This window comes from Streptomyces sp. NBC_01171 (assembly GCF_045039805.1).
Lineage (GTDB): Bacteria > Actinomycetota > Actinomycetes > Streptomycetales > Streptomycetaceae > Streptomyces.
Window position 1 is genome coordinate 4,771,519 of sequence record NZ_CP108609.1, and the last position, 25,804, is coordinate 4,797,322.

The following is a 25,804-nucleotide window of genomic DNA, read 5'->3' on the forward strand; positions in this document are numbered from 1 at the left end:
GGAGACGGGGGCAGAGCCTGGTGTCAGGCAGCGACGATCACACGTCGTAGTACAGCTCGAACTCGTGCGGGTGCGGACGGAGCTGCAGCGGCGCGATCTCGTTCGTGCGCTTGTAGTCGATCCACGTCTCGATGAGGTCCGGGGTGAAGACGTCGCCCTGGAGGAGGAAGTCGTGGTCGGCTTCGAGGCGGTCGAGGACGGCCGGGAGGGAGGTCGGGACCTGGGCGACGCCCGCGTGCTCCTCGGGGGCCAGCTCGTAGAGGTCCTTGTCGATCGGCTCGGCCGGCTCGATCTTGTTCTTGATGCCGTCCAGGCCCGCCAGGAGGAGCGCGGAGAAGGCGAGGTACGGGTTGCCCGAGGAGTCCGGCGCGCGGAACTCGACGCGCTTGGCCTTCGGGTTGGAGCCCGTGATCGGGATACGCATCGCCGCGGAGCGGTTGCGCTGCGAGTACACCAGGTTGATCGGCGCCTCGAAGCCCGGCACCAGGCGGTGGTAGGAGTTCACCGTCGGGTTGGTGAAGGCCAGCAGCGACGGGGCGTGCTTGAGGATGCCGCCGATGTAGTAGCGCGCCATGTCCGACAGGCCCGCGTAACCGGCCTCGTCGTAGAAGAGCGGGGCGCCGCCCGACCACAGCGACTGGTGGACGTGCATGCCCGAGCCGTTGTCACCGAAGATCGGCTTCGGCATGAAGGTCGCGGTCTTGCCGTTGCGCCAGGCCACGTTCTTCACGATGTACTTGAAGAGCTGGAGGTCGTCCGCGGCGGCGAGCAGCGTGTTGAACTTGTAGTTGATCTCCGCCTGGCCGGCCGTGCCCACCTCGTGGTGCTGGCGCTCGACCTTGAGGCCGGCCTTGTCCAGCTCCAGGGAGATCTCGGCACGCAGGTCGGCGAAGTGGTCGACCGGCGGGACCGGGAAGTAACCGCCCTTGTAGCGGACCTTGTAACCCCGGTTGTCCTCGAGGGCGCCGGTGTTCCAGGCACCCGCCTCGGAGTCGATGTGGTAGAACGCCTCGTTCTCGGCGGTCTTGAAGCGCACACTGTCGAACACGTAGAACTCGGCCTCGGGGCCGAAGAACGCCGTGTCGGCGATGCCGGTGGACGCGAGGTACGCCTCCGCCTTCTTCGCCACGTTGCGCGGGTCACGGGAGTACTGCTCGCCCGTGATCGGGTCGTGGATGAAGAAGTTGATGTTCAGCGTCTTGTCGCGGCGGAAGGGGTCCACCCGAGACGTCGACAGGTCCGCGCGGAGCGCCATGTCGGACTCGTGGATGGCCTGGAAACCGCGGATCGACGAGCCGTCGAACGCCAGCTCCTCATCCGGGTCGAACGCCTCGACGGGCACGGTGAAGTGCTGCATGACGCCCGGCAGGTCGCAGAACCTGACGTCGACGAACTTGACGTCCTCGTCCGCGATGAACTTCTTGGCCTCGTCGGCGTTCTGGAACATCCAGCTCCTCCTACTCCCGACCGTTCCCGCCGGGGTGGTAGATCGTTCGTGCGGCCAGTGCGGTGGCACACGCTAGGTCCCGACCCTAGGGACCGGTGATTTCTCGGGCGTGACTCGTTTGTTTCGCAGAAGTTAACCAGCCACGCTTCCACCGTAGCGCCGACGCACCCCTGCGCGTACTGCCCGAAAGCGGGCGCAGTACCGTGGTCGGGTGGACAACAGGGAAGTGATGGGGTCGTGGCTCTCCGGGCCGCGTGCGGCCATGGAAGAAGCGGGCGCCGACTTCGGGTACCGGGGCGAGCAGCTCGGGCTGCCGGAGACCGGACCGAACTCGATCGCCCGTCCGGGTCGCCGGCTCGGCGCGCTCGCCGTGGACTGGGGGCTGTGCGTGCTGATCGCATACGGCCTGATCACCCACGGCAACTCCCCGGCCACCAGCAACTGGGCCCTGCTGGTCTTCTTCGTGATGAGCGCGCTCACCGTGGGCACCCTCGGCTCCACGCCGGGCAAGCGCCTCCTCGGGCTGCGCGTGGTCGCCCTGGAGACCGGCACCGTCAACCCGCTGCGCGCCCTGCTGCGCACCTTCCTGCTCTGCCTGGCCGTCCCCGCGCTGGTCTGGGACCGCGACGGCCGGGGGCTCCACGACCGGCTGGCCAAGACCGTCGAGGTCAGGATCTAGCAGCCCGAGACATGCGAAGGGGCGCCCGGAGAATCTCCGGGCGCCCCTTCGCATGTCGTCGGAACTAGCGGCCCCTGCCGCCGCCCTTCGGCATCCGCATGCCCTTCGGCATCGGACCCTTGGGAAGCGGCATGTTGCTCATCAGATCGCCCAGCGCCCGCAGTCGGTCGTTGGTGGCGGTCACCTGGGGGCCGGTCAGCACCCGCGGGTACTTCAGCATGGTCGTCCGCAGCTTCTTCAGCGGGACCTGGCCCTCGCCGTCACCGACGATGACGTCGTGCACCGGCACGTCCGCGACGATGCGGTTCATCTTCTTCTTCTCGGCCGCCAGCAGGCTCTTCACCCGGTTCGGGTTGCCCTCGGCCACCAGCACGATGCCGGCCTTGCCGACCGCCCGGTGCACCACGTCCTGGCTGCGGTTCATCGCCACCGCGGGGGTGGTCACCCAGCCCCGGCCGATGTTGTCCAGTACCGCGGCCGCCGCACCCGGCTGGCCCTCCATCTGCCCGAACGCGGCCCGCTCGGCCCGGCGCCCGAACACGATCGCCGTCGCCAGCAGACCGAGCAGCAGGCCCAGGATGCCGCCGTAGACGGGGTGCCCGATCAGGAAGCCGATCACGAGGAGGACGGCGAAAATGCCGAGCCCGACAGCCGCGAGTACAAGACCGATCGTCTTGTCGGCCTTGCGGGTCATCTTGTACGTGAGGGCGATCTGCTTCAGTCGCCCTGCGCTCGCGGCGTCCGCCGCGGTTTCCTTCCTCGCCATGCCCACGAGTCTACGTGGCCGCCGGAGGACTCTCGACGGCGGTGCCCGGCGGGAGGCGCCTGGAGGAGAGGTGTCAGGGGCGGGTGGCGGCGCGGTCGAGGAACTGCTGGGCCTCGACCCGGTCCTTGGCGCGGCGGCGGTCCTCCAGTACGGAGGTCCAGGCGTTGCGGCGGGCGGTGCGCTGGCCGCCCTGAAGCAGCAGCGTCTCGACCGCGCGCAGGGCGACGGTGAAGGACGGGATGGCGGTGGCGCGGACGGGTGCGGCCTGCATGATCGAGGTCCCCCCTCGGTACGGGTGGTGTACGGGGCGTGATTCCAGGGTCACTGATTGGTGTTACCAGTGCGTGACCGACCGGTCAAACGGTGGTGAAGCCTCGGCGCAGGTCCCGTACACGCCGACGCGGCCCCGAGGGGCGCCCTCATCAGCGAGGACGGACGGGACCGCGTCGACTCGGCCATTACTGGCCAGTAGGAACTTGTGCGTGATTTCACACGACTCGCTCACACCGCCTGGGCGGCGATGTACGTACCACGCTTCTCGATCGCCATCTGGTAAAGGCGCCCGGCGCGGTAGGAGGAACGGACCAGCGGGCCCGACATCACACCGGAGAAGCCGATCCGCTCGGCCTCCTCCTTCAGCTCTACGAACTCCTGCGGCTTCACCCAGCGCTCGACCGGGTGGTGGCGCACGGAGGGACGCAGGTACTGGGTGATGGTGACCAGCTCGCAGCCCGCGTCGTGGAGCTGCTGGAGCGCCTCCACGACCTCCTCGCGGGTCTCGCCCATGCCGAGGATCAGGTTGGACTTGGTGACCAGGCCGAAGTCGCGGGCCTCGGTGATGACCTTCAGCGAGCGCTCGTAGCGGAAGCCGGGGCGGATGCGCTTGAAGATGCGCGGGACCGTCTCGACGTTGTGCGCGAAGACCTCGGGGCGGGACTCGAAGACCTCGGCGAGCTGCTCGGGCACCGCGTTGAAGTCGGGGGCCAGCAGCTCGACCTTGGTGCGGCCGGTCTCACGGCCCGCGGTCTGGGCGTGGATCTGGCGCACGGTCTCGGCGTACAGCCAGGCGCCGCCGTCGGCCAGGTCGTCGCGGGCGACGCCGGTGATCGTGGCGTAGTTGAGGTCCATGGTGACCACGGACTCGCCCACGCGGCGCGGCTCGTCCCGGTCCAGGGCCTCGGGCTTGCCGGTGTCGATCTGGCAGAAGTCACAGCGCCGGGTGCACTGGTCGCCGCCGATGAGGAAGGTCGCCTCGCGGTCCTCCCAGCACTCGTAGATGTTCGGGCAGCCGGCCTCCTGGCACACGGTGTGCAGGCCCTCGCTCTTCACGAGGTTCTGCATCTTGGTGTACTCGGGTCCCATTTTCGCCCGCGTCTTGATCCACTCGGGCTTGCGCTCGATGGGGGTCTGGCTGTTACGGACCTCCAGGCGCAGCATCTTGCGTCCGTCGGGTGCGACTGCGGACACGACCGGCTCCCTGCTTGTTGCGAAGTAAGTCTTCGATTCTTCGGCGTACACCAGAGTACGCCCGTGTTCATTGGGTCCTACCGGGGGCGAAAACCTCGCGGACGCAGGCCGCATTCCCGGATCAGACCGTGGCGGGCTTCTCGATCACCCTCGGTTCGAGGACGGCGCTCGCCATGACCTCGCGCAGGTGGCGTTCGACCACCGGGACGACCTCCTCGATCGTGATGTCCCGGCCCAGCTCGTTCGCCAGGGAGGCGACCCCGGCGTCGCGGATGCCGCACGGGATGATGCGGTCGAACCAGCGGTTGTCCGGGTTCACGTTGAGGGCGAAGCCGTGCATGGTGACGCCCTTGGCCACGCGGATGCCGATCGCGGCGATCTTGCGGTCCTCGCGGCGCTGGCCCGCGTTGGAGGGGGCGTACTCCGGGCCGTTCATCCGGGGATCGAACTCCTCGTCGGCGATCCGGGGATCGAAGTCGAGGGAGAGGCCGCCGAGGCGCTGTTCGACCGGGTCGCCCAGCACCCAGACACCGCTGCGGCCCTCGATACGGGTGGTCTCGAGGCCGTACTCCGCGCAGGCGCGGATCAGGGCCTCCTCCAGGCGCCGGACGTGGGCGATGACGTCCACCGGGCGGGGGAGCTTCTGGATCGGGTAGCCGACGAGCTGGCCCGGTCCGTGCCAGGTGATCTTGCCGCCCCGGTCCACGTCGATCACGGGGGTGCCGTCCAGCGGGCGCTCGCTCGGCTCGGTGCGGCGGCCGGCCGTGTACACCGGCGGGTGTTCCAGCAGCAGCACGGTGTCGGGGACCTCGTCGGCGAACCGGGCGGCGTGCACCCGGCGCTGCTCGTCCCACGCCTCCTGATAGTCGACGGCGTCCGCGCCGAACCCCATGTGGACGAACCGCAAGTCACTCACGGCAAGCGCCTCCCTTAGCCGGGCACCCCTCGTCGGGTCTGTCAGGCGCGTACGGCGCCCACGCCACTGTACGTCCGGACGGGTGACGTCAGCCGCGCGGGTAATCCTCACACGATCGGATGAATGCCCGAGGATCTATGCGACGAGTTGTTCACTCTCCGCTACATTCGCGCCGTTCGTGAGGCCAAAAGGGCTGTTCACAGCCCGTCCCGGCACCTCAGTGGCCTGTCAGGCAGGAGACCGCACCGCACATGACGGACCGACCCGCGCAGCGCACCCCCAACCGCCAGCTCGCCGCGCTCATCGCAGAGGCGGGGTTCTCCAACGCGGGTCTGGCCCGTCGCGTCGATCAGCTCGGCCTGGAACACGGGCTGGACCTCAGATACGACAAGACCTCCGTCACCCGCTGGCTGCGCGGCCAGCAGCCGCGCGGGACCACTCCCGCGCTGATCGCCGAGGTGTTCACCCGCCGTCTCGGCCGCCGGCTCACCGCCCAGGACCTCGGTCTGGACGCCTGTGCGCCGGTGTACGCCGGTCTGGAGTTCGCGGGCACGCCCGAGGAGGCCGTCGACATCGTCAGCGGGCTGTGGCGCAAGGACTCCGGGAGCCATGCCGAGCTGCGCAAGATCGCGTTCACGCCCGCGGGGCTGGTCGTGCCCAGCCGGGACTGGCTGATCGGCAAGGCCGACGACCGGGTGGCCCGCGAACCCGGCATCCGGGTGCCGGCCCAGGCGCGTTCCGCCGAGGCCGGGCCCGTACGCGCCCCCGCACCCGCCGAACGCCCCTCCGGGCACCGGGTGACCGGCGGGGACCTCGCCGCGCTGCGCTCGGTGGGAGAGCTGTTCCGGGCGCTGGACGACCAGTACGGCGGCGGGCACGCCCGGCAGGCCCTCGTGCGCTACCTGGAGCACGAGTGCGAGCCGATGCTGCGCGGCAGCTACTCGGAGCAGACCGGCCGCAGGCTGTTCGGCGCGGCCGCCGACCTCACCCGGCTGGCCGGCTGGACCTCGTACGACATCGCCGCGCACGGGCTCGCCCAGCGGTACTTCGTGCAGGCCCTGCGGCTCGCCCAGGCGGCCGGGGACCGCGCCTACGGCTCCTACGTGCTGGTCACCATGAGCCGCCAGGCCGTCTACCTCGGGCACGGGCGGGAGGCCGTCCAGTTGGCGCGGGTCGCCCAGCAGGGGATCGGCACCGGCGCGACGCCCGTCGTGCAGGCCCTGCTGCACGCGGCGGAGGCGCGGGCGCACGCCGTGCTCGGGGAGACGCGGGCGTGCACCGGCGCGCTGGTACGCGCCGAGCGCGCCCTGGAGACGGCCCGGCCCGGCGACGACGTGCCGCACTGGGCGCGCTTCTTCGACGAGGCCCAGCTCGCGGACGAGCTCGGCCACTGCCACCGGGACCTGCACCAGTTCCGGGCGGCCGCCCAGCACGCGGAGCGCTCGCTGCGGCTGCGCTCCGCCGCGCACGCCCGCAGCAGGCTGTTCTCCCGCGTCGTCCTGGCCACCGCCCGGCTGGGCCTCGGCGACCTCGACCAGGCGTGCTCCCTCGCCGCCGAGGCCGCCGCCCAGGCCGCCGAGATGCGCTCCGTCCGAGCCGTGGAGTACATCCGCGACTTCGAACGCCGCCTGGAGCCGTACCGCGACGCACCCCCGGCCCGCGGGTACCGGGAGCGGGTGGCGGCACTGGGGTAGGCCCACCCGGCGCGACGGGCCTCCGGCGGGCGCGGGAGGGCTCGGGGGGTGCTGCCGGGGGCGTCCGGGTGCCTGGTGCCCGGCGCGGGGTCCTGCGGCCCGGCCCACGGGGGAAGGGGCAGGGCCCGGCCGGAAAGCGCTGGGTGGCGGCACCGGGACAGGCCCACCCCGCGCCGGAGTCCTGCGGCCCGGCCCACGGGGGACGGGCGGGCTGGGGCCCGGCGTGCGGGCCGGGCCCCCGGCTCTAGGCCGCCCGTGGCATCGACGCCGGTGGGTCCGCCAGGTGCATCGAGGTGGTGGCTCCCAGGTCGGTCAGGACGGCCGTGGCGGCGCGGGTGGCCGAGTGCAGGGCGCCCTGGAGGGTGCCGGTGTCGCGGTGGTCGCCGCACACGTAGAGGCCCGCCAGGAGGCGTACCGGGCGATGGGGGTCGTACGCGGGGCGCATCGCCGGGACCGCGTCCGGGGTGTGGTGCACGGCCAGGGTTTCCCAGCGGTGGGTGGGCGTGCCGTACAACCGGGCCAGGTGGGTGCGGACGGCGGAGTCCACGTCCTCGGGCGGGGTGCCGAGCACGGTGGAGGAGATCAGCGCGCGGCCCGCCGGCGCCCGGCTCGGGTCGACGTTGCTGAGCACCGCCGTGTGCGCGACCGGGCCGCCCCGGTCGGCGTCCAGCAGCAGCGAGGTGCCCGTGGACAGCGCCGGGCCGGGGTCGTCGGTGGTGTGGTGGACGACGGTCACCGGGTGGAAGTCGGGGACGCGGAGCCCCGGCAGCAGCTCGGCCGCCGCACGGGCGTCCGTGGCCAGCAGCACCGCGCGACAGCGCAGCACACCGTGCTCGGCGGTGGTGACCGAGGTGGTGGAGACCGAGGTGACCCGGACCCCGGTGCGCACGGTGCCCGGCGGCAGGGCGCGCGCCAGCAGCTCGGGCAGCACCTCCGCGCCGCCCTCCGGCACGCTCAGCCTGCCCCCGGCGAACGCCCGCAGGGCGAGGTCGGCGCTCCGGCTGGACGTGGTCAGCTCCGGGTCGCACAGCAGCGCGGCGAGCAGTGGGCGCAGGAAGCCGTCGACGGTACGGACGGGAATCCCGCGCGCCGCCAGCGCGTCGGCGGCGGCCTGCTCCGGGCGGGCCAGCAGCCGGTCCACCGGGGTGGCCGCGATCCGGGCCAGCGCGGCGTTCAGCCGGGCCTGGTCCCAGGCCCCGCCGACCGGTGTCCCCGCCCGGCCGGGCACGGCGACCGGGCCCCTGGGGGCGCTCGCCAGGGCGCGCGCCACATGGAGTGCGCCCCGTGCGCCCCCTACGGGTGCCGGCGCGCCCGCGCGGTGCCTGCGGCCGTCCCGGTGCAGCAGCACGCCGGGCGCGAACTGCCGCAGCGCGAGCGGTTCCAGGCCCGGCGCGGTGCGCAGCTCGGTGCCGGATGTGGTCAGGGGCCGTCCGACACGGTCGAGACGGAAGCCGTCGACCTGCTCGGTCGACATGCGGCCGCCGACCCCGGGGGCGGCCTCCAGGACTGCGGTCGTCACTCCTGCGCTGGTCAGCCGATGGGCCGCCGAGAGTCCGGCGACCCCGGCTCCCACGACGACGACGTCCACCTGGTACGCGGGCTCAAGCACGAGGCCCCTCCTGTGGTTGCGCGGCCGGTGGAGAGGTCATGCCCTCAACTGGCCCGCCGGATACGCGAGTTCGGGTCGAGGTTAGGGTCATTGTCGGTCAATGCCAGTCGCGCATCGGCAGGGCACGGTCGCACGGCGGTCGCATACGGTCATGACCGCTCGGTGCCCGCCAAGATCACGCTTATGCCGCCGGACTACTCCGCCGCGCGGATCGTGTCCTCGATGCCGGGGAACGCGAACTGGAACCCGGACTCCAACAGCCGCTTGGGCACCACCCGCTGACTGCCCAGCACGTCCTCCGCCATCTCGCCCAGCATCTTCTTCAGCACCACCGCCGGCACCGGGAACGGGGTCGGCCGGTGCAGCACCCGGCCCATCGCCTCGGTGATCTCCTGGTTGGTCAGCGGGTGCGGCGCGGTCAGGTTGAAGGGGCCGGACAGGTCCTCGCGGTCCAGGATGTGCCGGATCGCGGCCACCTCGTCGTGCAGCGCGATGTACGACCAGTACTGCTTGCCGTTGCCCAGCCGCCCGCCGAGCCCCGCCTTGAACAGGGGGAACATCTTGGCCCACGCCCCGCCGCCGGAGGCCACCACCAGCCCGGAGCGCACGAACGCCGTCCGTACGCCCGCCTCCCGCACCGGTGCGGCCGCCTCCTCCCACTCCTCGCACACCGAAGGCAGGAACCCCTCGCCGGGCGGGGCGTCCTCGTCCGTGATCCGGTCGCCGGTCTCGCCGTAGAAGCCGATCGCGCTGCCGTTCACGAAGACGCGCGGCGGCTCCGGCAGGGAGGCGGCGGCCTCCGCGAGCGTCGTCGTGCCGAGCACCCGGCTGTCGCGGATCACCCGCTTGTACTCCGGGGTCCAGCGCTTGTCGCCGATCCCGGCGCCCGCCAGGTTCACCACCGCGTCGACGCCGGCCAGCCCGGCCGCGTCCACGTACTGCTCCTCGGGGTCCCAGCGGACCTCGTCCGGGCCCTGCGGCTCGCGCCGGACCAGCCGCACCACCTGGTGCCCGTCGTCGGTGAGGGACCGCACCAGGGCGCTGCCGATGAGACCGGACGCGCCGGTCACCGCGATTCGGGAAGAGTCCATGATCCCAGCATGCCCCGCGGGTCCGGAATCAGGGCGGCTCCCTACTCCCTACGACGTGATCAGATCACCCGTGTCCACCGGCACCGTCGCCGTCTGCGCGCGCCGGGCGTCGGCCGAGACCTCCGCCGCCGTCAGCACGTACCCCGTCTCGGAGCTGGAGGTGGAGCGGGCGAAGACCACGCCGAAGACCCGGCCGTCCGTGGTCAGCAGCGGGCCGCCGGAGTTGCCCGGCCGGACGGTGGAGCGGATGGAGTAGATCTCGCGGGTGACCGTACGGTCGCTGTAGATGTTCTGGCCGGTCGCCCGCACCCGGTTCGCCACCGTCGCCGCCTGGAGGTCCAGGCTGCCGTCCTGCGGGTAGCCCGCGACCACCGCCGACTCGCCGCGCCGCGCGGAGGAGTCGAAGGGGAGCACCGGGGCGCGCAGACCCGGTACGTACAGCACCGCCACGTCCTTGTTCGGGTCGAACAGCACCACCCGCGCCTGGTACACCGGGCCGACCCCGCCGATCCGTACCGTCGGGTTGTCGATGCCGGCCACCACGTGCGCGTTGGTCATCACCCGGCGCGGCGCGTACACGAAGCCGCTGCCCTCGCGGCCCTCGGCGCCCGCCGAGCCCTCGATCTTCACCGTGCTGCGCCGGGCCGCCTCGGTGGCCGCCGGGGTCACGCTGTCGCCGGAGGGCTCGGCCACCTGCGCGGTCGACTCGTTCTCGAAGGGGTTGAAGACCTGCGGGAAGCCCGCCTCCGTCAGCGCGGAGGTGGCACGTGAGAACCAGGCGGGGGTGGTCTCCGGCATCGTGTGCTGCACCGCGCCCAGCAGGGCGGAGTTGCGGATCGCCGTCGTCACCGTCTGCGAGGGCGCCGCGCCCAGCACGCTCGCCGCGACCCACGCCACCAGCAGTACGGCGACCCCGTTGGCCGCGGCGCCGCCGATGCCGTCCGCCACCCGCAGGGGGCTGCTGCCCGCCCGGTCCATCCGGCTGCGCAGCCGGAGCGCCAGGCGGCCCGCCAGCTCGTGCCCGATCATGCCCGGCACCAGCACCGTCAGCACCGCGACCACCGTGGCCGCCGCCGAGCCGCGCGTCACCAGACCCGTCACCCACGGCAGCGCCCACACGCCGACCGCCGCGCCGCCCACGAAGCCGGCCAGCGAGACACAGCCGGCCACCAGACCGCGCCGGTACCCGGAAGCCGCGTAGAGCAGGACCACCAGCACGAGCAGCACGTCGAGCAGGTCCACGAAGCCGCCTTTCTTTCGGACCCCCTAATACGGACGGGGCGGGCCCGCTGATCAGTCACACGTACGGGCGCCCCGGCGGACGTCGTCGTATGCGTGTACCCACAGAAACGCCCCGGACCTGGACGATGGTTCCACCGGGTGGCACACCACACATCGCGGACCCGCCGCGCCGGACCGACAGTGGGATCATGAAGTGGACGCGCTCGTGGCGTACCGCGCGCCTGCCCGGCGCCCTGTCGGCCCTGACCGCCGTCGCCGCCCTGCTGCTGCTCGTACGGGGCAGCGAGCGCGCCGTCACGGCCCGGGCCACCCATCCCGCGCCGAGCGCCGCCCCCGTCGCCCACCGCGCGCCCCGCCCGGCCATCCTGCCCCGCTCCGCCTGGCTCGACCGGGCCACCCTGCGGCACCAGCCCCCGCCGCGCTACGACGACGGGGTCGTCGCCGTCTTCGTCCACCACACCGACTCGCCGAACGACTACGACTGCGCCGACGCCCCGCGCGTCATCCGCTCGCTGTACTCCGGCCAGACCGGCGCCCGGCACTGGGACGACATCGGCTACAACTTCCTCGTCGACCGCTGCGGCACCATCTACGAGGGACGTGCCGGGGGCGCCGACCGGGCGGTCACCGGGGCCCACGCCCAGGGGTTCAACCACCGCTCGACGGGCATCGCCGCACTCGGCACCTTCACCGCGGGCGCCTCGGTCCCGGCGGCCATGACCGACGCCATCGCCGCGCTCGCCGCCTGGAAGCTCGGCCCCTCCGGCACCGACCCCCGCGCCCGCGTACGCCTGACCTCCACCAGCGACCTCAGCCGCTACCACTCGGGCACCCCCGCCACCCTCCCCGCGATCGCCGGCCACGACACCGCCTACCGCACCACCTGTCCCGGCGCCGCCCTCACCGCCGCCCTCCCCGCCATCCGGGCCAGGGCAGCCCACCTCCAGGGCCGCACCCGCTAGGACTCACGGCTTGAAGCGTTCCCACAGGGTCGGATACCGGTCCGCGAGGGTGCCGTCGTTCTCGAAGTCGACCGGGGTGCCCGCCGGCTCGCCGGGGGCGGGGGCGATGCCCAGGTCGGGGGCGACGGTGCCGGTCAGGCGTTCGTACGCCTCGTCGGCCGCGTAGCCGAGTTCCTCGCCGTCGCCGTCCATCTCCTCGTCGAACTCGTCCAGGAGGTCCGCGAGGGAGTCGGGGTCGTGGAGGGCGCCCTCGAAGACCTCGCGGCCCTGGCCGATGAGCCAGCAGCGGAAGTAGTCGAAGGCGTCGTCGCTCGCGCCGCCCAGCAGGAGCCAGGCCGCGCCCCACAGGTCCCAGCGGTAGGCGCGGTTGTAGCGGGCCTCGAAGTGACGGGCGAAGTCCAGCACCATGTCGGGGTCGAACTGGAGCAGCCGGTCCACCAGCAGGTCGGCCTGCTCCTCGGGGTCGCCCTCGGCGGCCTCGCGGGTGGCGTCGATCAGCTCCCAGAACTCCGTCTCGTCCATCACGCCACCAGCATCGGGCCTCCACCCCCGCCCCGCACGCGGAACGGCACGGGAAACAACGGGAGAACGAAGAAGGGGCACGGCGGCACGCCGTACCCCTCCACCGGACCTCAGAAGGTCACAGCCCGTACTTCTCGCGGGCTTCCTTCACCGCCGTCGCCTTGACCCCGCCGCGCTTGGCGAGCTGGGCCAGGGCCGCGACCACGATCGACTCGGCGTCGACACCGAAGTGACGGCGGGCCGCCGCGCGGGTGTCGGAGAGGCCGAAGCCGTCCGCACCGAGCGAGGACCAGTCCTGGTCGACCCACTGCGCGATCTGGTCCGGGACCTGGCGCATGTAGTCGGAGACCGCGAGGACCGGGCCCTCGGCGCCCTGGAGCGCCCGGCGCACGAACGGCACCCGCTCCTCGCCGCGCAGCAGGGCCGCGTCGGCGTCCATCGCGTCGCGGCGCAGCTCGGACCAGGAGGTCGCGGACCACACGTCGGCGGCCACACCCCACTCCTCGGCGAGCAGCTTCTGCGCGTCCAGCGCCCAGTGGATCGCCGTGCCCGAGCCCAGGAGCTGGATGCGCGGGGCGTTCGCCGGGACGGTGACGCCCGCGGACTCGGCCGTGTTGAACCGGTACAGGCCCTTGACGATGCCCTCGTCGATGCCGGGGACGGCGGGCTTGGCCGGCTGCGGCATCGGCTCGTTGTAGACGGTCAGGTAGTAGAAGACGTCCTGGTCCTCGCCCGGCTGGGCCTCGCCGTACATCCGGCGCAGACCCTCCTTGACGATCGCGGCGACCTCGTAGGCGAACGCCGGGTCGTACGTCAGCGCGGCCGGGTTGGTGGCGGCGATCACCGGGGAGTGACCGTCGGCGTGCTGGAGGCCCTCGCCCGTCAGGGTCGTACGGCCGGCCGTCGCGCCGACGAGGAAGCCGCGGCCGAGCTGGTCGCCGAGCTGCCACATCTGGTCGGCCGTGCGCTGCCAGCCGAACATCGAGTAGAAGATGTAGAACGGGATCATCGCCTCGCCGTGCGTCGCGTACGCGGTGGACGCGGCGATGAAGTCGGCCATCGAACCGGCCTCGGTGATCCCCTCGTTGAGGATCTGGCCGTTCTTGGCCTCCTTGTAGTACATCAACTGGTCGCGGTCGACCGGCTCGTACGTCTGGCCCTTGGGCGAGTAGATGCCGAGCGACGGGAACAGCGACTCCATGCCGAAGGTGCGCGCCTCGTCGGGGACGATCGGCACCCAGCGCTTGCCGGTCTCCTTGTCGCGGACCAGGTCCTTGACCAGGCGGACGAACGCCATGGTGGTGGCGACGTTCTGCGAGCCGGAGCCCTTGTCGAAGGAGGTGAACGCCTTCTCCGCCGGGGCGGGCAGCGGGGCGAGGGGGTGCACCCGGCGGGCCGGGGCCGGACCGCCGAGGGCCGCGCGGCGCTCCTGGAGGTAGCGGACCTCGGGGGAGTCGGCGCCCGGGTGGCCGTAGGGCACCTGGCCGTCGGCGAAGGCGCTGTCGGAGATGGGCAGCTCCAGCAGGTCCCGCATCGCCTTGAACTCGTCCACCGAGAGCTTCTTCATCTGGTGGTTGGCGTTCTTCGACGCGAAGCCCGGGCCGAGCGTGTGGCCCTTGACCGTCTGGGCCAGGATCACGGTCGGCGCGCCCTTGTGCTCGACGGCCGCCTTGTACGCGGCGAAGACCTTGCGGGCCTCGTGACCGCCGCGCGACAGGTGGAAGCACTCGAGGATCTTGTCGTCGCTCAGCAGCTTCGCCATCTCCACCAGCGCCGGGTCGGCACCGAAGAAGTCCTGGCGGATGTAGGCCGCGTCGCGCGTCTGGTACGTCTGGATCTGGGCGTCCGGCACCTGGCGCAGCCGGCGGACCAGCGCGCCCGTGGTGTCGAGCTGGAACAGCTCGTCCCAGGCGGTGCCCCACAGCGTCTTGACCACGTTCCAGCCGGCACCCCGGAACTGGGCCTCCAGCTCCTGCACGATCTTGAAGTTCGCGCGGACCGGGCCGTCGAGGCGCTGCAGGTTGCAGTTGATGACGAAGGTGAGGTTGTCCAGCTCCTCACGCGCGGCGAGCGCGAGGGCCGCCGTCGACTCCGGCTCGTCCATCTCGCCGTCACCGAGGAACGCCCACACGTGCGAGGCGGAGACGTCCTTGATGCCGCGGTTGGTCAGGTAGCGGTTGAACCGCGCCTGGTAGATCGCGGAGAGCGGGCCGAGGCCCATCGACACCGTCGGGAACTCCCACAGCCAGGGCAGCCGGCGCGGGTGCGGGTACGACGGCAGGCCGTTGCCGCCCGCCTCCTGGCGGAAGTTGTCGAGGTGCGCCTCGTTCAGCCGCCCGTCCAGGAAGGCACGGGCGTAGATGCCGGGGGAGGCGTGGCCCTGGATGTAGAGCTGGTCTCCGGAGCCGTCGGCGTCCGGGGACTCCTTGCCCTTGAAGAAGTGGTTGAAGCCGGTCTCGTACAGCCACGCGGCCGAGGCGAAGGTGGCGATGTGGCCGCCGACGCCGTGCTTGCTGCCGCGGCTGACCATCGCCGCCGCGTTCCACCGGTTCCACGCGGTGATGCGGGTCTCCATCGCCTCGTCACCGGGCACGCCCGGCTCGGCGGCGGTGGGGATGGAGTTGACGTAGTCCGTCTCCAGGAGCTTCGGCAGCGCGACGCCGCCCGCCTCGGCACGCTCCAGCGTGCGCCGCATCAGGTACGCGGCGCGGTGCGGGCCCGCTTCCCTGGCCACGGCGTCCAGGGAGGCGCGCCACTCGGCGGTCTCCTCGGGGTCGCGGTCCGGGAGCTGGTCGAGCGCGCTCGGCTGGATGGCGTTGGGGTCGGTCATCTCGCCGCCTTCCTCAGTCGAAGGGGGAATCCCTCATGGGTGAGGGTTCGGGGTTGCCCTTGGTCTTTGGCAGGACAGGGCGAGAACTCGGTAGAAGTCCGTCGGTGACAATAACTCCCTGATCGATGATCGATCAAAGGTTTGGGGGTGAAAACCCTGTCTTAACGCGAAAGTAGGCACCCGGTGTCTTTGGTACAGGCACCCGGTGCCTGGTTTTCCCAGGTGAGCGGGGTGCGGCTCAGCCGGTTCAGGGGCGGGGCGCGCAGCCCAGCACGTGCGCCTTCACCAGCTCGGCGATCCGGGGGTCGCGGCGCTGGAACGCCTGCACCAGCTCCTCGTGCTCCTCGGCGTACGACTGCTGGACGGTGCCGAGCCAGCGGATCGACAGGGCGGTGAACACCTCGATGCCCAGGCCCTCCCAGGTGTGCAGCAGCACCGAGTTGCCCGCGGCGCGGACGAGTTCGCGGTGGAAGCCGACGGTGTGGCGGACCTGGCCGGTGCCGTCGCCGGCCCGGTCGGCCTCGTAGAGGGCCGCCACGTGGGGCTCCAGGGCCGCGCAGTCCTCGGCGAGGGTGTCGGCCGCCAGTTCGGCCGCGATGGCTTCCAGCCCGGCTCGTACGGGGTAGCTCTCCTCCAGGTCGGCCGCGGTCAGGTTGCGTACGCGTACGCCCTTGTTCGGGGCCGATTCGATGAGGCGGAGGGACTCCAGTTCGCGGAGGGCCTCCCGTACCGGGGTCTGGCTGACCTCCAGTTCGGTGGCGATCCTTCGTTCCACGATGCGCTCGCCCGGCTGCCAGCGGCCGCTGACGATGCCCTCCACGATGTGCTCGCGGATCTGTTCGCGCAGCGAGTGGATTACGGGCGCGGTCATTCTGGGCTCCTTCGCGAGGCGGCTCTAAGACCATACGGGTGCCCTGCGGATGCCGTGCGGCGCATAGGGGTGCTTTTGCCCAGGTGAGACGAGGGGCACAGGGTGTTTTCGAGGGGTCTCGCCGTGGGGGTGCGGATTTGGGGGTGTGTGCGGCGCCGTCGTGGCTTGTCGCGCAGTTCCCCGCGCCCCTCAGGGAGTGGCAGTCGCCCTGCGCTGATGAGCCGAGCACCCTCCAGCACGGCGAAGCCCCCTGCCGTGCGACAGGGGGCTTCCTTGCAGGCCGGGGGTTACAGGCCGAGCTCTACCTCGAACTCGCCTGCTTCCAGGATCTGCTTGACCGTGGTCAGGTAGCGGGCCGCGTCGGCGCCGTCGACCAGACGGTGGTCGTAGGAGAGGGTCAGGTAGGTCATGTCGCGGACGGCGATGACCGTGCCCTCCTCCGTCTCCAGGACGGCCGGGCGCTTCACCGTGGCGCCGATGCCGAGGATGGCGACCTGGTTCGGCGGCACGATGATCGTGTCGAACAGGGCGCCGCGCGAGCCGGTGTTGGAGATGGTGAAGGTCGCGCCGGACAGCTCGTCCGGGGTGATCTTGTTGGCGCGGACCTTGCCGGCCAGCTCCGCGGTCGCCTTGGCGATGCCCGCGAGGTTGAGGTCACCGGCGTGCTTGATGACCGGGGTCATCAGGCCCTTCTCGGAGTCCACCGCGATACCGACGTTCTCGGTGTCGAAGTAGGTGATGGTGCCCTCGGCCTCGTTGATGCGGGCGTTGATGACCGGGTGGGCCTTCAGCGCCTGCGCGGCGGCCTTGACGAAGAACGGCATCGGGGAGAGCTTGACGCCCTCACGGGCGGCGAAGGAGTCCTTCGCCTTGCCGCGCAGCTTCATCAGACGCGTGACGTCGACCTCGACGACCGAGGAGAGCTGGGCCTGCTCGGTCAGCGCCTTGACCATGTTGTCGCCGATGACCTTGCGGATGCGGGTCATCTTGACGGTCTGGCCACGCAGCGGGGAGACCTCCAGCGCCGGCGCCTTCTTCGCGGCGGCCGGAGCCTGGGCCGCGGCCGGAGCCGGGGCGGCGGCGGCCTTCGCGGCCTCGGCGGCGGCGATGACGTCCTGCTTGCGGATGCGGCCACCGACACCGGTGCCCTTGACCGAGGCCAGGTCGACGCCGTTCTCGGCGGCGAGCTTGCGCACCAGCGGGGTCACGTAGGCGCCCTCGTCGGTCGCCTGGGTGGCGGTCGGCGCGCTCGGCGCGGTGGCCGGGGCGGCCGGAGCCGGGGCGGGCGCGGGAGCCGGGGCGGACGGGACCGGGTCGGGAGCCGGCGCGGTCTGCTGCTGCGGAGCCGGAGCCGACGGGGCCTGCGGGGCGGGAACCTGCGGGGCCGGGGCGGCGGGGGCGGCCGGGGCCGGAGCAGCCGGGGCCGGAGCAGCCGGGGCCGGAGCGGCCGGGGCCTCGGCGGCAGGCGCCTTCGGGGCCTCGGGGGCGGCGGCCGGGGCGGCACCCGCGGCACCGATGACGGCGAGCTTGGCGCCGACCTCGGCGGTCTCGTCCTCGCCGACCACGATCTCCAGCAGGGTGCCCGAGGTGGGCGCCGGGATCTCGGTGTCGACCTTGTCGGTGGAGACCTCGAGCAGCGGCTCGTCGGCCTCGACGGAGTCGCCCACCGACTTCAGCCAGCGGGTGACGGTGCCCTCGGTGACCGACTCGCCCAGCGCGGGCAGGACCACGTCGGTGCCCTCGGCGGAACCGCCGCCGGAGGTGGCCTCGGCGGTCGGCGCCGGGGCGGGCGCCTCCTGCTCGGTGGACGGGGCGGACTGCGGGGCCTCCTCGGCGGCCGGGGCCTCGGCGGCCGGGGCCTCGGCGGCGGCGGGGGCCGCGGCCTCGGCGGGGGCGCCGGAGCCGTCGTCGATCAGGGCCAGCTCGGCGCCGACCTCGACGGTCTCGTCCTCGGCGACCTTGATCGAAGCCAGCACGCCGGAGACGGGCGAGGGGATCTCGGTGTCGACCTTGTCGGTCGACACCTCGAGCAGCGGCTCGTCGGCCTCGACGCGCTCGCCCTCGGCCTTCAGCCAGCGGGTGACAGTGCCCTCGGTGACGCTCTCACCGAGCGCCGGAAGGGTTACGGAAACCGCCATGGTTTCTGTTGCTCCTTAAGGAATTGCGGAAGTCTGTGTCGTCGCGCCCGGGGGCCGAAGGCTCAGTCGTGGGCGTGCAGCGGCTTTCCGGCCAGCGCCAGGTGCGCCTCGCCGAGCGCCTCGTTCTGCGTCGGGTGGGCGTGGATGAGCTGGGCCACCTCGGCGGGCAGCGCCTCCCAGTTGTAGATGAGCTGGGCCTCGCCGACCTGCTCACCCATGCGGTCGCCCACCATGTGGACGCCGACCACGGCACCGTCCTTGACCTGGACGAGCTTGATCTCGCCCGCGGTCTTGAGGATCTTGCTCTTGCCGTTGCCCGCGAGGCTGTACTTCAGGGCGACGACCTTGTCCGCGCCGTAGATCTCCTTGGCCTTGGCCTCGGTGATACCGACGGAGGCGACCTCCGGGTGGCAGTACGTCACACGCGGGACGCCGTCGTAGTCGATCGGGACGGTCTTCAGACCGGCCAGCCGCTCGGCGACCAGGATGCCCTCGGCGAAGCCGACGTGGGCGAGCTGGAGGGTCGGGACGAGGTCACCGACGGCCGAGATGGTCGGCACGTTGGTGCGCATGTACTCGTCGACCAGGACGTAGCCCCGGTCGATGTTGACGCCCTGCTCCTCGTAACCGAGGTTCTGGGAGACCGGGCCGCGGCCGACGGCGACGAGGAGGACCTCGGCCTCGAACTCCTTGCCGTCGGCGAGGGTGACCTTGACGCCGTCCTGGGTGTACTCGGCCTTCTCGAAGAAGGTGCCCAGGCTGAACTTGATGCCGCGCTTGCGGAAGGCGCGCTCCAGCAGCTTGGAGGAGTTCTCGTCCTCGACCGGCACCAGGTGCTTCAGGCCCTCGATGACGGTGACGTCGGCCCCGAAGGACTTCCACGCGGACGCGAACTCGACGCCGATGACACCGCCGCCGAGGATGATCGCGGACTTGGGCACGCGGTCCAGGACGAGGGCGTGGTCGGAGGAGATGATCCGGTCGCCGTCGATCTCCAGGCCCGGCAGCGACTTCGGCACGGAGCCGGTCGCCAGCAGGATGTGCCGGCCCTCGACGCGCTGGCCGTTGACGTCCACCGACGTGGGGGAGGACAGCCGGCCCTCGCCCTCGATGTACGTCACCTTGCGGGAGGCGATCAGGCCCTGGAGGCCCTTGTACAGGCCCGAGATCACGTCGTCCTTGTACTTCTGGACGGCGGGGACGTCGATGCCCTCGAAGGTCGCCTTGACGCCGAACTGCTCGCTCTCGCGGGCCTGGTCGGCGATCTCGCCCGCGTGCAGCAGGGCCTTGGTGGGGATGCACCCCTTGTGCAGGCAGGTGCCGCCGACCTTGTCCTTCTCGATCAGGGCGACGTCCAGGCCAAGCTGCGCTCCGCGCAGGGCCGCGGCGTAACCACCGCTGCCACCGCCGAGGATCACTAGGTCGAAAACGGTGCTGGCGTCGTTCGCCACGTCACGTCCTCCATGCATGTGCGCCTGTGCCGGTCTCCGATGACCGGCAGGCGGCTGGTGTCCGGCCGCTCAATGCTTCGGCCCTGTGGTGGGGGCCCTGTCCTGCCGGGCTCCATCTTTGCACCTGTCGGGGGTGCGACGGACGCCGGGCCGGGGTGTGAGACGCCCCACGTCCGCTCCGGACGCCTCACGCCGGGGGCGCGGACCCGCCGGGTCCGCGCCCCCCAGGGTGCCGGACCGGGGTCAGCCGAGGTCGCCGTCGGCGGTCTGCTCGGCCAGCCGCACCAGGGTGCGCACGGCGGTGCCGGTGCCGCCCTTGGGCGTGTAGCCGAAGGGGCCGCCCTCGTTGAAGGCCGGGCCCGCGATGTCCAGGTGGGCCCAGGTGATGCCCTCGCCCACGAACTCGCGCAGGAACAGGCCGGCGACCAGGCCGCCGCCCATCCGCTCGCCCATGTTGGCGATGTCGGCGACGGGGGAGTCCATGCCCTTGCGCAGGTGCTCGGGGAGCGGCATCTGCCAGGCCGGCTCGCCGGACTCCTCGGCCACCTCGTGCAGCGAGGTGCGGAAGGCGTCGTCGTTCGCCATGATCCCGAAGGTGCGGTTGCCGAGCGCCAGCACCATCGCGCCGGTCAGCGTGGCCACGTCCACGATCGCGTCCGGCTCCTCGGCCGAGGCCGCCCACAGCGCGTCGGCCAGGACCAGGCGGCCCTCGGCGTCGGTGTTGAGCACCTCGACGGTCTTGCCGCTGTACATGCGCAGCACGTCACCGGGGCGGGTGGCGGAGCCCGACGGCATGTTCTCGGCGAGCGCCAGCCAGCCGGTGACGTTGACCTTGAGGCCGAGGCGGGCGGCCGCGACGACGGCGGCGAACACGGCGGCGGCACCGGCCATGTCGCACTTCATCGTCTCGTTGTGCCCGGCGGGCTTGAGCGAGATGCCGCCCGAGTCGTAGGTGATGCCCTTGCCCACGTAGGCGAGGTGCTTGTCCGCCTCCGGGTGCGTGTACGCCAGCTTCACCAGGCGCGGGGCGGACGCCGAACCGCCGCCGACGCCGAGGATGCCGCCGTAGCCGCCCTCGGCCAGGGCCTGCTCGTCCAGCACCTCGACGGTGAGGCCGTGCTCCTCGGCGGCGGCCTGCGCGACGGCGGCGAACGCCTCGGGGTCCAGGTCGTTCGGCGGGGTGTTGACGAGGTCGCGGGCGCGGTTCAGCTCCTCGCCGATCGCGGTCGCGCGGTCGACGGCGGCCTGGTAGCCGGCCTCGCCCTCCTCGCCGCCGAGCAGCACGGCCTCGCCGAGCGGGCCGCTGTCGTCCTTCGCCTTGTCGTCCTTCGCGCTCTCCTTGTACGCGTCGAAGGCGTACGCGCCGAGCAGCACGCCCTCGGCGACGGCGGCCAGCGCGCCGGGGCCGTCGACGGGGAGCGCGAAGGAAGCCTTCTTGGTGCCGGAGAGGCCGCGGGCGGCCACACCGGCGGCCCGGCGCAGCGCCTCGGCGTCGTACCCGGCGTCCGCCTCGGGCTCGGCGCCCAGGCCCACCGCCACCACGAGCGGGGTGTCGAGACCGGCGGGGGCGGGCAGCTTGGTCAGCTCGCCCTCGGCGCCCGAGGCACCGAGGGTCTTCAGGACGCCGGCCAGCCCGCCGTCGTACGCCTGGTCCACGGCCTCGGCGCCGGGCGCCACGACGGGGCCCGTGCCGGCCTTGGCGACACCGATCACGATCGCGTCGGCCCGCGGGCCCGGCGCCGCGGCAGGCTTGAGAGTCAGAGCAGTCACGGTGGTGAAATCTCGCTTCCGATGTGAAGTTTGCTGGGGCCGTTTGCGCAAGCCGGTCGTCCGCGAGGGGCGACCGCCGCAAGGGGTGGGTCGACTCCCTGTCGGCGAACACCCGGCACGAGACTACGCGCGTACGTGCGTTCGCTCATTGCCGAGGACCACCCCGGCCGCCCGCACTTCGGGCACCCCTGTCAGGCAGGTGGGACAACTCGCCCCAGGAACGGAACAGTTGCCGCTCTCAGCCGCCCAGCGGGCCGGTGCCTCCCAGGCACAGCACGAGCAGCGCGGCCGTGGCCGCGGTCTCCGCGAGGGCGCCGAACACGTCCCCGGTGACCCCGCCGAAGCGGTCGACGCAGCGGCGCAGGAGGAGTTCGGCCGGGACCAGACAGAGCGGTACGGCCGCCGCCGCGCGCACCGCCTCCCACGGCCCGAGCAGCGCCCCGCCCGTACCGGCCGCCAGCGTCACCGCCGCCCCCACCGCCAGCGCGCCCGGCACCGGCACCACCCCGGCCACCGCCGCCCCCAGCCCCTCCGGGCGGGCGGCCGGCACCCCGGTGCGCGCGGCCAGCGTGAGCGCCAGCCGGGCCGCGACCCCGGAGACGACGGCTCCGAGCGCGCCCCGCGCCCACGAGTCGCCGTACAGCCCGGCGAGCGCGGCGACCTGGGCCAGCAGCGTCAGCACCAGGGTGAGCACGCCGAACGGCCCGATGTCGGACCGCTTCATGATCGCGAGCGCCTCCTCGGCGGGCTTGCCGCTGCCCAGCCCGTCGGCGGTGTCCGCGAGCCCGTCCAGGTGCAGCCCCCGCGTGAGCGCGGCCGGTACGGCGGTGGAGGCGACGGCGGCGAGCAGCGGGCCAGCGCCGAGCAGCAGGAGCAACAGCCCGAGCCCGGCGGACGCGAGGCCGACGGCCAGCCCGGTCAGCGGTGCGCACAGCATGCCCGCCCGCGCGGCCGTCCGGTCCCAGCGGTGCACCCGGACCGGGATCACGGTGAGGGTGCCGAAGGCGAAGCGGGGTCCGTCGAGCGGGGAGGTCTCGGGCATCGGCGCAGGCTACCGGGGCTGTCGCGGGGCCCGGTCGGCGGGCCGGGGATAAAGTGCGCACATGGGGCACTGGTGGGAGCGGAACATCCTGGAACCGGGCAAGCTTCCGCTGCTGCTGGCCCTCTTCTCGTTCGTGGTCACCTTCGTCGTCACCCGGATCATCGTCCGGCTGATCCGCGCCGGTAAGGGTCCGTTCGGCAACGTCCAGGCGGGCGGGGTGCACATCCACCACGTGGTGCCCGGTGTGGTGCTCACCATCGTCGGCGGCTTCGGCGCCGTCGCCAGCGACCGGCACGGGGCGGGCGGGGCGATCGCCGCCGTGGTCTTCGGGATCGGCGCCGGTCTGGTGCTGGACGAGTTCGCGCTGATCCTGCATCTGGACGACGTGTACTGGAGCGCGGAGGGCCGCAAGAGCGTCGAGGTCGTGGTCATCACCGCCGCGCTGGTCGGGCTGCTGCTCGCGGGCTTCTCCCCGTTCGGCGTCAACGACCTCTCGCAGGACGAGCTTCAGGACCGGGGCGAGGTCATCGCCTTCGTCGCGGCCAACTTCCTCATCTCACTGGTCGCGTTGAGCAAGGGCAAGGCCCGTACCGCCGTGTTCGGGGCGATCGTGCCGCTGCTGGCCCTCGCGGGCGCCCTCCGGCTGGCCCGGCCGACCTCGTTCTGGGCGCGGCGGTTCTACGGCCGCCGCCCGCGTGCCCGTGCCCGGTCGCTGCTGCGCGCCTACCGGCACGACCGGCGCTGGGCGGGGCCCCGGCGGATGGTTCAGGACTGGATCGGCGGCAAGCCCGACCCGTCCCCGGCCCGGCTGCCCAGGGGCGACTGAAGCCCCGCCAGGCACAGGGTGCCCACGGCGAGCAGTGCCGCGAGGTGCTCCTTGCCGGCCAGGTTGTCCTTCAGCAGCACCTCGATCACCATCGCGGCCGGTACCGCCACCGCCGTGGCGCGGGCGTGGTGCCGTACCGCGACGTACACCGCGAGCCCGACCACGGCCGCCGACGGGCCGGTGTCCACCACCAGCGCGTCCGAGGCGGGCAGCCCGAAGGGGACGTGCGGGCCGAGGGCGATGCCGATACGGGCGTACAAAGTGCCGGCGAGCGTGGCGACGTAGGCGATGAGCAGGGTGCGGCGGCGGCCCAGGCAGAGCTCCGCGATGCCGAACACGCCGAGCACCTGGGCCAGCGCGCCCCACACCGGCAGGTCCAGCGCGGGCACGAACAGGGAGAGCGGGGTGCGCAGCAGAGCCAGCCAGAGCGGGTCGGCGGCCCGTACGGCACCGGCCGCCTCCACCAACGCGAAGCCCCAGGACTGGTTCTGCACGAACTGGAGCAGCGCGGTCAGGAACACCGCGCCGAGCGTCAGCGGGGCCGCGCGTAAGGGACCGCGCGCGAGCAGTGCAGCCCGCAGGGCCGCGTACAGCGGGCCCCACTCGGCGCGCGCCCACGCTCTCACCGGTGGGTCTCCAACTGTCTGCGGTGCAGCCACTTCGGCAGGCCCGGCGCTTCGAGGAACCCCTCAGCGCGGGCCGCCGCCAGGGCGATACGGGGCAGGTCGGCGCTCTTCTCGAAGAGCAGGAAGCGCGGCTCCCAGATGGGCCGGTACTTGGCGTTGGCCCGGTACAGCGACTCGATCTGCCACCAGCGGGAGAAGAAGCTGAGCAGCGAGCGCCACAGCCGCAGCACCGGCCCGGCGCCGAGGCGGGCGCCGCGCTCGAACACCGAGCGGAACACGGCGAAGTTGAGCGAGACCTGGGTGACCCCGATCTCCCGCGACCGGCGCAGGAGGTCGATCACCATGAACTCCATCAGCCCGTTGTCGCTGTCCCGGTCACGGCGCATCAGGTCCAGCGAGAGCCCGCCGGGGCCCCAGGGCACGAACGACAGCAGGGCGCGCAGCCGGCCCTCGGCGTCGGTGCACTCCAGCATCACGCACCGGCCGTCCTCGGGGTCCGCGAGCCGGCCCAGTGCCATGCTGAAGCCGCGCTCGGTGGCGCCGTCCCGCCAGTCGTCGGCCCGCTCCACGAGACGGGCCATCTCGGCCGCCGGGATGTCCTCGTGCCGCCGCATCCGCACCTCGTACCCGGCCCGCCGCACCCGGTTGTACGCCTGCCGCACGGTGCGCATCGCGCGGCCCTCCAGGGTGAACTCGGCGACGTCCACGATGGCTTCGTCGCCGAGTTCCAGGGCGTCCAGGCCGTGACGGGCGTAGATGGTGCCGGCCTCCTCGCTCGCGCCCATCACCGCGGGAATCCAGCCGTGCGCCCGTGCCTCGGTGAGCCAGGGCGCGATGGCGCCGGGCCACGCCTCGGGATCGCCCAGCGGGTCTCCGGAGGCCAGGCTGACCCCGCCCACCACCCGGTAGGCGACGGCCGCCTTGCCGGTCGGGGACCACAGCACGCTCTTCTCCCGGCGCAGCGCGAAGTAGCCGAGGGAGTCGCGTTCGCCGTGCTTGTCCAACAGCTCCCGCAGCCGCTTCTCGTCGTCCTCGGTGAGCGGGTCGACGGCGCGGCGGGAGCGGAACGCGGCGTACAGGACGGCGAGGAGGAGGACGGTGCTGAGCACGTTGACGCTGACGTCGGCCCAGTTGGGCGGGTCGATGCCGGGGAAGCCGGACTCCTCGGTGGCCACCGACACCAGCCGCAGGGTGCCGTACTGCCAGCGCTCCAGGAAGGTCGAACGGGCCGCGTCCGGCGCCTGGTTGGTGGCCGTCACCAGCAGCGCGGCGAGCAGCGAGGCGGCCGTACCGCCGCCGAGGGCCACGGTCGCGGCGAGCCGGGGGTTGGCGCGGTCGCCCTTGGCGTAGAACTCCCGACGGCCGAGCAGCAGGACGACGACGAAGGCGGACGTCAGCGCCAGGGAGACCCAGTTCTGCGGGGAGCGGCGGATCTCCGGGAAGGCCATGGCGACCGCGAACAGGGCCAGGAACGCCCCGCTGAGCACCAGGTTGAGAATCCACGCGGCCCGCTTGCGGCGCCGCATGGTGATGGCCAGGAACGCGGTGAACACACCCGAGGCGAAGCCGGCCGTCAGCAGGTACGGCGTGAAGAGGTTCTCCTGGTTGTGGCGGCGCACGTCCTGGCCCAGCGAGACCCACATCGCGCTGAGGAAGTTGACGAACGCGACGGCCCGCAGGTACCAGACCGCGCCGGCGGCGGCCCGGCGGGACGACACCCCGCCCGGCCGCCGTCCCGGCTCGCTCCGCTGGTCCGGTTCCGTCCGTCGGTCCGGCTCGCTCCGCCGGTCGGCAACTCGGGCATCTCCCATGAGCGGGGATCATATGTCCGCATTTGCCGCGAATCGCGCTCATC

21 protein-coding genes are annotated in these 25,804 nt (G+C 72.4%); 4 read left to right on the top strand and 17 right to left on the bottom strand.

The features are described from left to right. Positions 1-37: 37 nt before the first annotated feature. Positions 38-1,447, bottom strand: a complete 1,410-nt coding sequence (gene glnA / locus OG448_RS21990; RefSeq protein WP_030807690.1) for a type I glutamate--ammonia ligase — start codon at positions 1,445-1,447, stop codon at positions 38-40. Positions 1,448-1,658: 211 nt separating this feature from the next. Between glnA and OG448_RS21995 the strand changes: the two genes are divergently transcribed. Continuing rightward, positions 1,659-2,126, top strand: coding sequence for an RDD family protein (locus tag OG448_RS21995; RefSeq protein WP_391291505.1), 468 nt, complete (start codon positions 1,659-1,661; stop codon positions 2,124-2,126). Between the two features lie 64 nt (positions 2,127-2,190). Here OG448_RS21995 and OG448_RS22000 read toward each other — a convergent pair whose 3' ends face one another. The 4 genes from OG448_RS22000 to lipB form a co-directional block, all read right to left on the bottom strand. Continuing rightward, positions 2,191-2,892 (bottom strand): DUF4191 domain-containing protein, encoded by a 702-nt coding sequence (locus tag OG448_RS22000; protein ID WP_130334209.1) that lies wholly within the window; start codon positions 2,890-2,892, stop codon positions 2,191-2,193. 73 nt (positions 2,893-2,965) lie between these two features. Further along, complete coding sequence (locus tag OG448_RS22005; protein WP_030807683.1) at positions 2,966-3,163, bottom strand: hypothetical protein; 198 nt, start codon at positions 3,161-3,163, stop codon at positions 2,966-2,968. A 230-nt stretch (positions 3,164-3,393) separates the two neighbouring features. After that, the gene (gene lipA, locus OG448_RS22010; protein ID WP_391291503.1) at positions 3,394-4,359 is read right to left on the bottom strand and encodes a lipoyl synthase; all 966 of its coding nucleotides are present in this window, start codon (positions 4,357-4,359) and stop codon (positions 3,394-3,396) included. A 121-nt stretch (positions 4,360-4,480) separates the two neighbouring features. Continuing rightward, positions 4,481-5,275, bottom strand: a complete 795-nt coding sequence (gene lipB / locus OG448_RS22015) for a lipoyl(octanoyl) transferase LipB (RefSeq protein ID WP_405556222.1) — start codon at positions 5,273-5,275, stop codon at positions 4,481-4,483. Positions 5,276-5,526: 251 nt separating this feature from the next. Here lipB and OG448_RS22020 point away from each other — a divergent pair, with 251 nt between their 5' ends. After that, on the top strand, positions 5,527-6,969 hold the full coding sequence (locus OG448_RS22020; RefSeq protein WP_405556224.1) for a regulator: 1,443 nt from the start codon (positions 5,527-5,529) through the stop codon (positions 6,967-6,969). A 244-nt stretch (positions 6,970-7,213) separates the two neighbouring features. Here OG448_RS22020 and OG448_RS22025 read toward each other — a convergent pair whose 3' ends face one another. The 3 genes from OG448_RS22025 to OG448_RS22035 form a co-directional block, all read right to left on the bottom strand. Continuing rightward, the gene (locus tag OG448_RS22025; protein WP_405556226.1) at positions 7,214-8,578 is read right to left on the bottom strand and encodes an NAD(P)/FAD-dependent oxidoreductase; all 1,365 of its coding nucleotides are present in this window, start codon (positions 8,576-8,578) and stop codon (positions 7,214-7,216) included. Between the two features lie 194 nt (positions 8,579-8,772). Continuing rightward, the gene (locus OG448_RS22030) at positions 8,773-9,669 is read right to left on the bottom strand and encodes a TIGR01777 family oxidoreductase (RefSeq protein WP_405556228.1); all 897 of its coding nucleotides are present in this window, start codon (positions 9,667-9,669) and stop codon (positions 8,773-8,775) included. Between the two features lie 48 nt (positions 9,670-9,717). Beyond that, the gene (locus OG448_RS22035; RefSeq protein ID WP_405556229.1) at positions 9,718-10,911 is read right to left on the bottom strand and encodes a MarP family serine protease; all 1,194 of its coding nucleotides are present in this window, start codon (positions 10,909-10,911) and stop codon (positions 9,718-9,720) included. 188 nt (positions 10,912-11,099) lie between these two features. On the opposite strand from OG448_RS22035, the gene OG448_RS22040 reads away from it, so the two are divergent. Beyond that, the gene (locus OG448_RS22040) at positions 11,100-11,873 is read left to right on the top strand and encodes a peptidoglycan recognition protein (protein WP_405556231.1); all 774 of its coding nucleotides are present in this window, start codon (positions 11,100-11,102) and stop codon (positions 11,871-11,873) included. A 3-nt stretch (positions 11,874-11,876) separates the two neighbouring features. Here the strand turns inward: OG448_RS22040 and OG448_RS22045 are convergent, their stop codons facing one another. From OG448_RS22045 to OG448_RS22075, 7 genes are all read right to left on the bottom strand, one after another. Next, positions 11,877-12,395: a DUF4240 domain-containing protein gene (locus OG448_RS22045; RefSeq protein WP_391292322.1), complete on the bottom strand. Its 519-nt coding sequence runs from the start codon at positions 12,393-12,395 to the stop codon at positions 11,877-11,879. Positions 12,396-12,513: 118 nt separating this feature from the next. Further along, on the bottom strand, positions 12,514-15,225 hold the full coding sequence (gene aceE, locus OG448_RS22050) for a pyruvate dehydrogenase (acetyl-transferring), homodimeric type (RefSeq protein ID WP_405556232.1): 2,712 nt from the start codon (positions 15,223-15,225) through the stop codon (positions 12,514-12,516). A 247-nt stretch (positions 15,226-15,472) separates the two neighbouring features. Further along, the gene (locus tag OG448_RS22055) at positions 15,473-16,096 is read right to left on the bottom strand and encodes an FCD domain-containing protein (protein ID WP_391291495.1); all 624 of its coding nucleotides are present in this window, start codon (positions 16,094-16,096) and stop codon (positions 15,473-15,475) included. A 287-nt stretch (positions 16,097-16,383) separates the two neighbouring features. After that, positions 16,384-18,234, bottom strand: a complete 1,851-nt coding sequence (sucB, locus tag OG448_RS22060) for a 2-oxoglutarate dehydrogenase, E2 component, dihydrolipoamide succinyltransferase (protein ID WP_405556235.1) — start codon at positions 18,232-18,234, stop codon at positions 16,384-16,386. Positions 18,235-18,296: 62 nt separating this feature from the next. Beyond that, positions 18,297-19,685 (bottom strand): dihydrolipoyl dehydrogenase, encoded by a 1,389-nt coding sequence (lpdA, locus tag OG448_RS22065; RefSeq protein ID WP_391291493.1) that lies wholly within the window; start codon positions 19,683-19,685, stop codon positions 18,297-18,299. Positions 19,686-19,928: 243 nt separating this feature from the next. After that, the gene (locus tag OG448_RS22070) at positions 19,929-21,455 is read right to left on the bottom strand and encodes a leucyl aminopeptidase (RefSeq protein WP_405556237.1); all 1,527 of its coding nucleotides are present in this window, start codon (positions 21,453-21,455) and stop codon (positions 19,929-19,931) included. Between the two features lie 238 nt (positions 21,456-21,693). After that, complete coding sequence (locus OG448_RS22075) at positions 21,694-22,497, bottom strand: adenosylcobinamide-GDP ribazoletransferase (protein WP_405556239.1); 804 nt, start codon at positions 22,495-22,497, stop codon at positions 21,694-21,696. Positions 22,498-22,558: 61 nt separating this feature from the next. Between OG448_RS22075 and OG448_RS22080 the strand changes: the two genes are divergently transcribed. Further along, positions 22,559-23,323: a hypothetical protein gene (locus OG448_RS22080; protein WP_405556241.1), complete on the top strand. Its 765-nt coding sequence runs from the start codon at positions 22,559-22,561 to the stop codon at positions 23,321-23,323. Here OG448_RS22080 and OG448_RS22085 read toward each other — a convergent pair. Both OG448_RS22085 and OG448_RS22090 read right to left on the bottom strand, forming a co-directional pair. Then, positions 23,263-23,949 (bottom strand): hypothetical protein, encoded by a 687-nt coding sequence (locus OG448_RS22085; RefSeq protein ID WP_405556242.1) that lies wholly within the window; start codon positions 23,947-23,949, stop codon positions 23,263-23,265. The genes OG448_RS22080 and OG448_RS22085 overlap by 61 nt on opposite strands. Beyond that, complete coding sequence (locus tag OG448_RS22090; RefSeq protein WP_405556244.1) at positions 23,946-25,760, bottom strand: phosphatidylglycerol lysyltransferase domain-containing protein; 1,815 nt, start codon at positions 25,758-25,760, stop codon at positions 23,946-23,948. The genes OG448_RS22085 and OG448_RS22090 overlap by 4 nt, the downstream gene beginning before the upstream one ends. Between the last annotated feature and the right edge of the window lie 44 nt (positions 25,761-25,804).

Excerpts from the sequence above, each read along its gene's own strand:
- glnA (WP_030807690.1), bottom strand. The coding sequence starts at position 1,447 with ATGTTCCAGAACGCCGACGAGGCCAAGAAGTTCATCGCGGACGAGGAC.
- aceE (WP_405556232.1), bottom strand. The coding sequence starts at position 15,225 with ATGACCGACCCCAACGCCATCCAGCCGAGCGCGCTCGACCAGCTCCCG.
- OG448_RS22075 (WP_405556239.1), bottom strand. The coding sequence starts at position 22,497 with ATGCCCGAGACCTCCCCGCTCGACGGACCCCGCTTCGCCTTCGGCACC.
- OG448_RS22055 (WP_391291495.1), bottom strand. The coding sequence starts at position 16,096 with ATGACCGCGCCCGTAATCCACTCGCTGCGCGAACAGATCCGCGAGCAC.
- OG448_RS22040 (WP_405556231.1), top strand. The coding sequence starts at position 11,100 with ATGAAGTGGACGCGCTCGTGGCGTACCGCGCGCCTGCCCGGCGCCCTG.
- OG448_RS22030 (WP_405556228.1), bottom strand. The coding sequence starts at position 9,669 with ATGGACTCTTCCCGAATCGCGGTGACCGGCGCGTCCGGTCTCATCGGC.
- OG448_RS22080 (WP_405556241.1), top strand. The coding sequence starts at position 22,559 with ATGGGGCACTGGTGGGAGCGGAACATCCTGGAACCGGGCAAGCTTCCG.
- sucB (WP_405556235.1), bottom strand. The coding sequence starts at position 18,234 with ATGGCGGTTTCCGTAACCCTTCCGGCGCTCGGTGAGAGCGTCACCGAG.
- OG448_RS22005 (WP_030807683.1), bottom strand. The coding sequence starts at position 3,163 with ATGCAGGCCGCACCCGTCCGCGCCACCGCCATCCCGTCCTTCACCGTC.
- OG448_RS22000 (WP_130334209.1), bottom strand. The coding sequence starts at position 2,892 with ATGGCGAGGAAGGAAACCGCGGCGGACGCCGCGAGCGCAGGGCGACTG.
- OG448_RS22045 (WP_391292322.1), bottom strand. The coding sequence starts at position 12,395 with ATGGACGAGACGGAGTTCTGGGAGCTGATCGACGCCACCCGCGAGGCC.
- OG448_RS22020 (WP_405556224.1), top strand. The coding sequence starts at position 5,527 with ATGACGGACCGACCCGCGCAGCGCACCCCCAACCGCCAGCTCGCCGCG.
- OG448_RS22090 (WP_405556244.1), bottom strand. The coding sequence starts at position 25,760 with ATGGGAGATGCCCGAGTTGCCGACCGGCGGAGCGAGCCGGACCGACGG.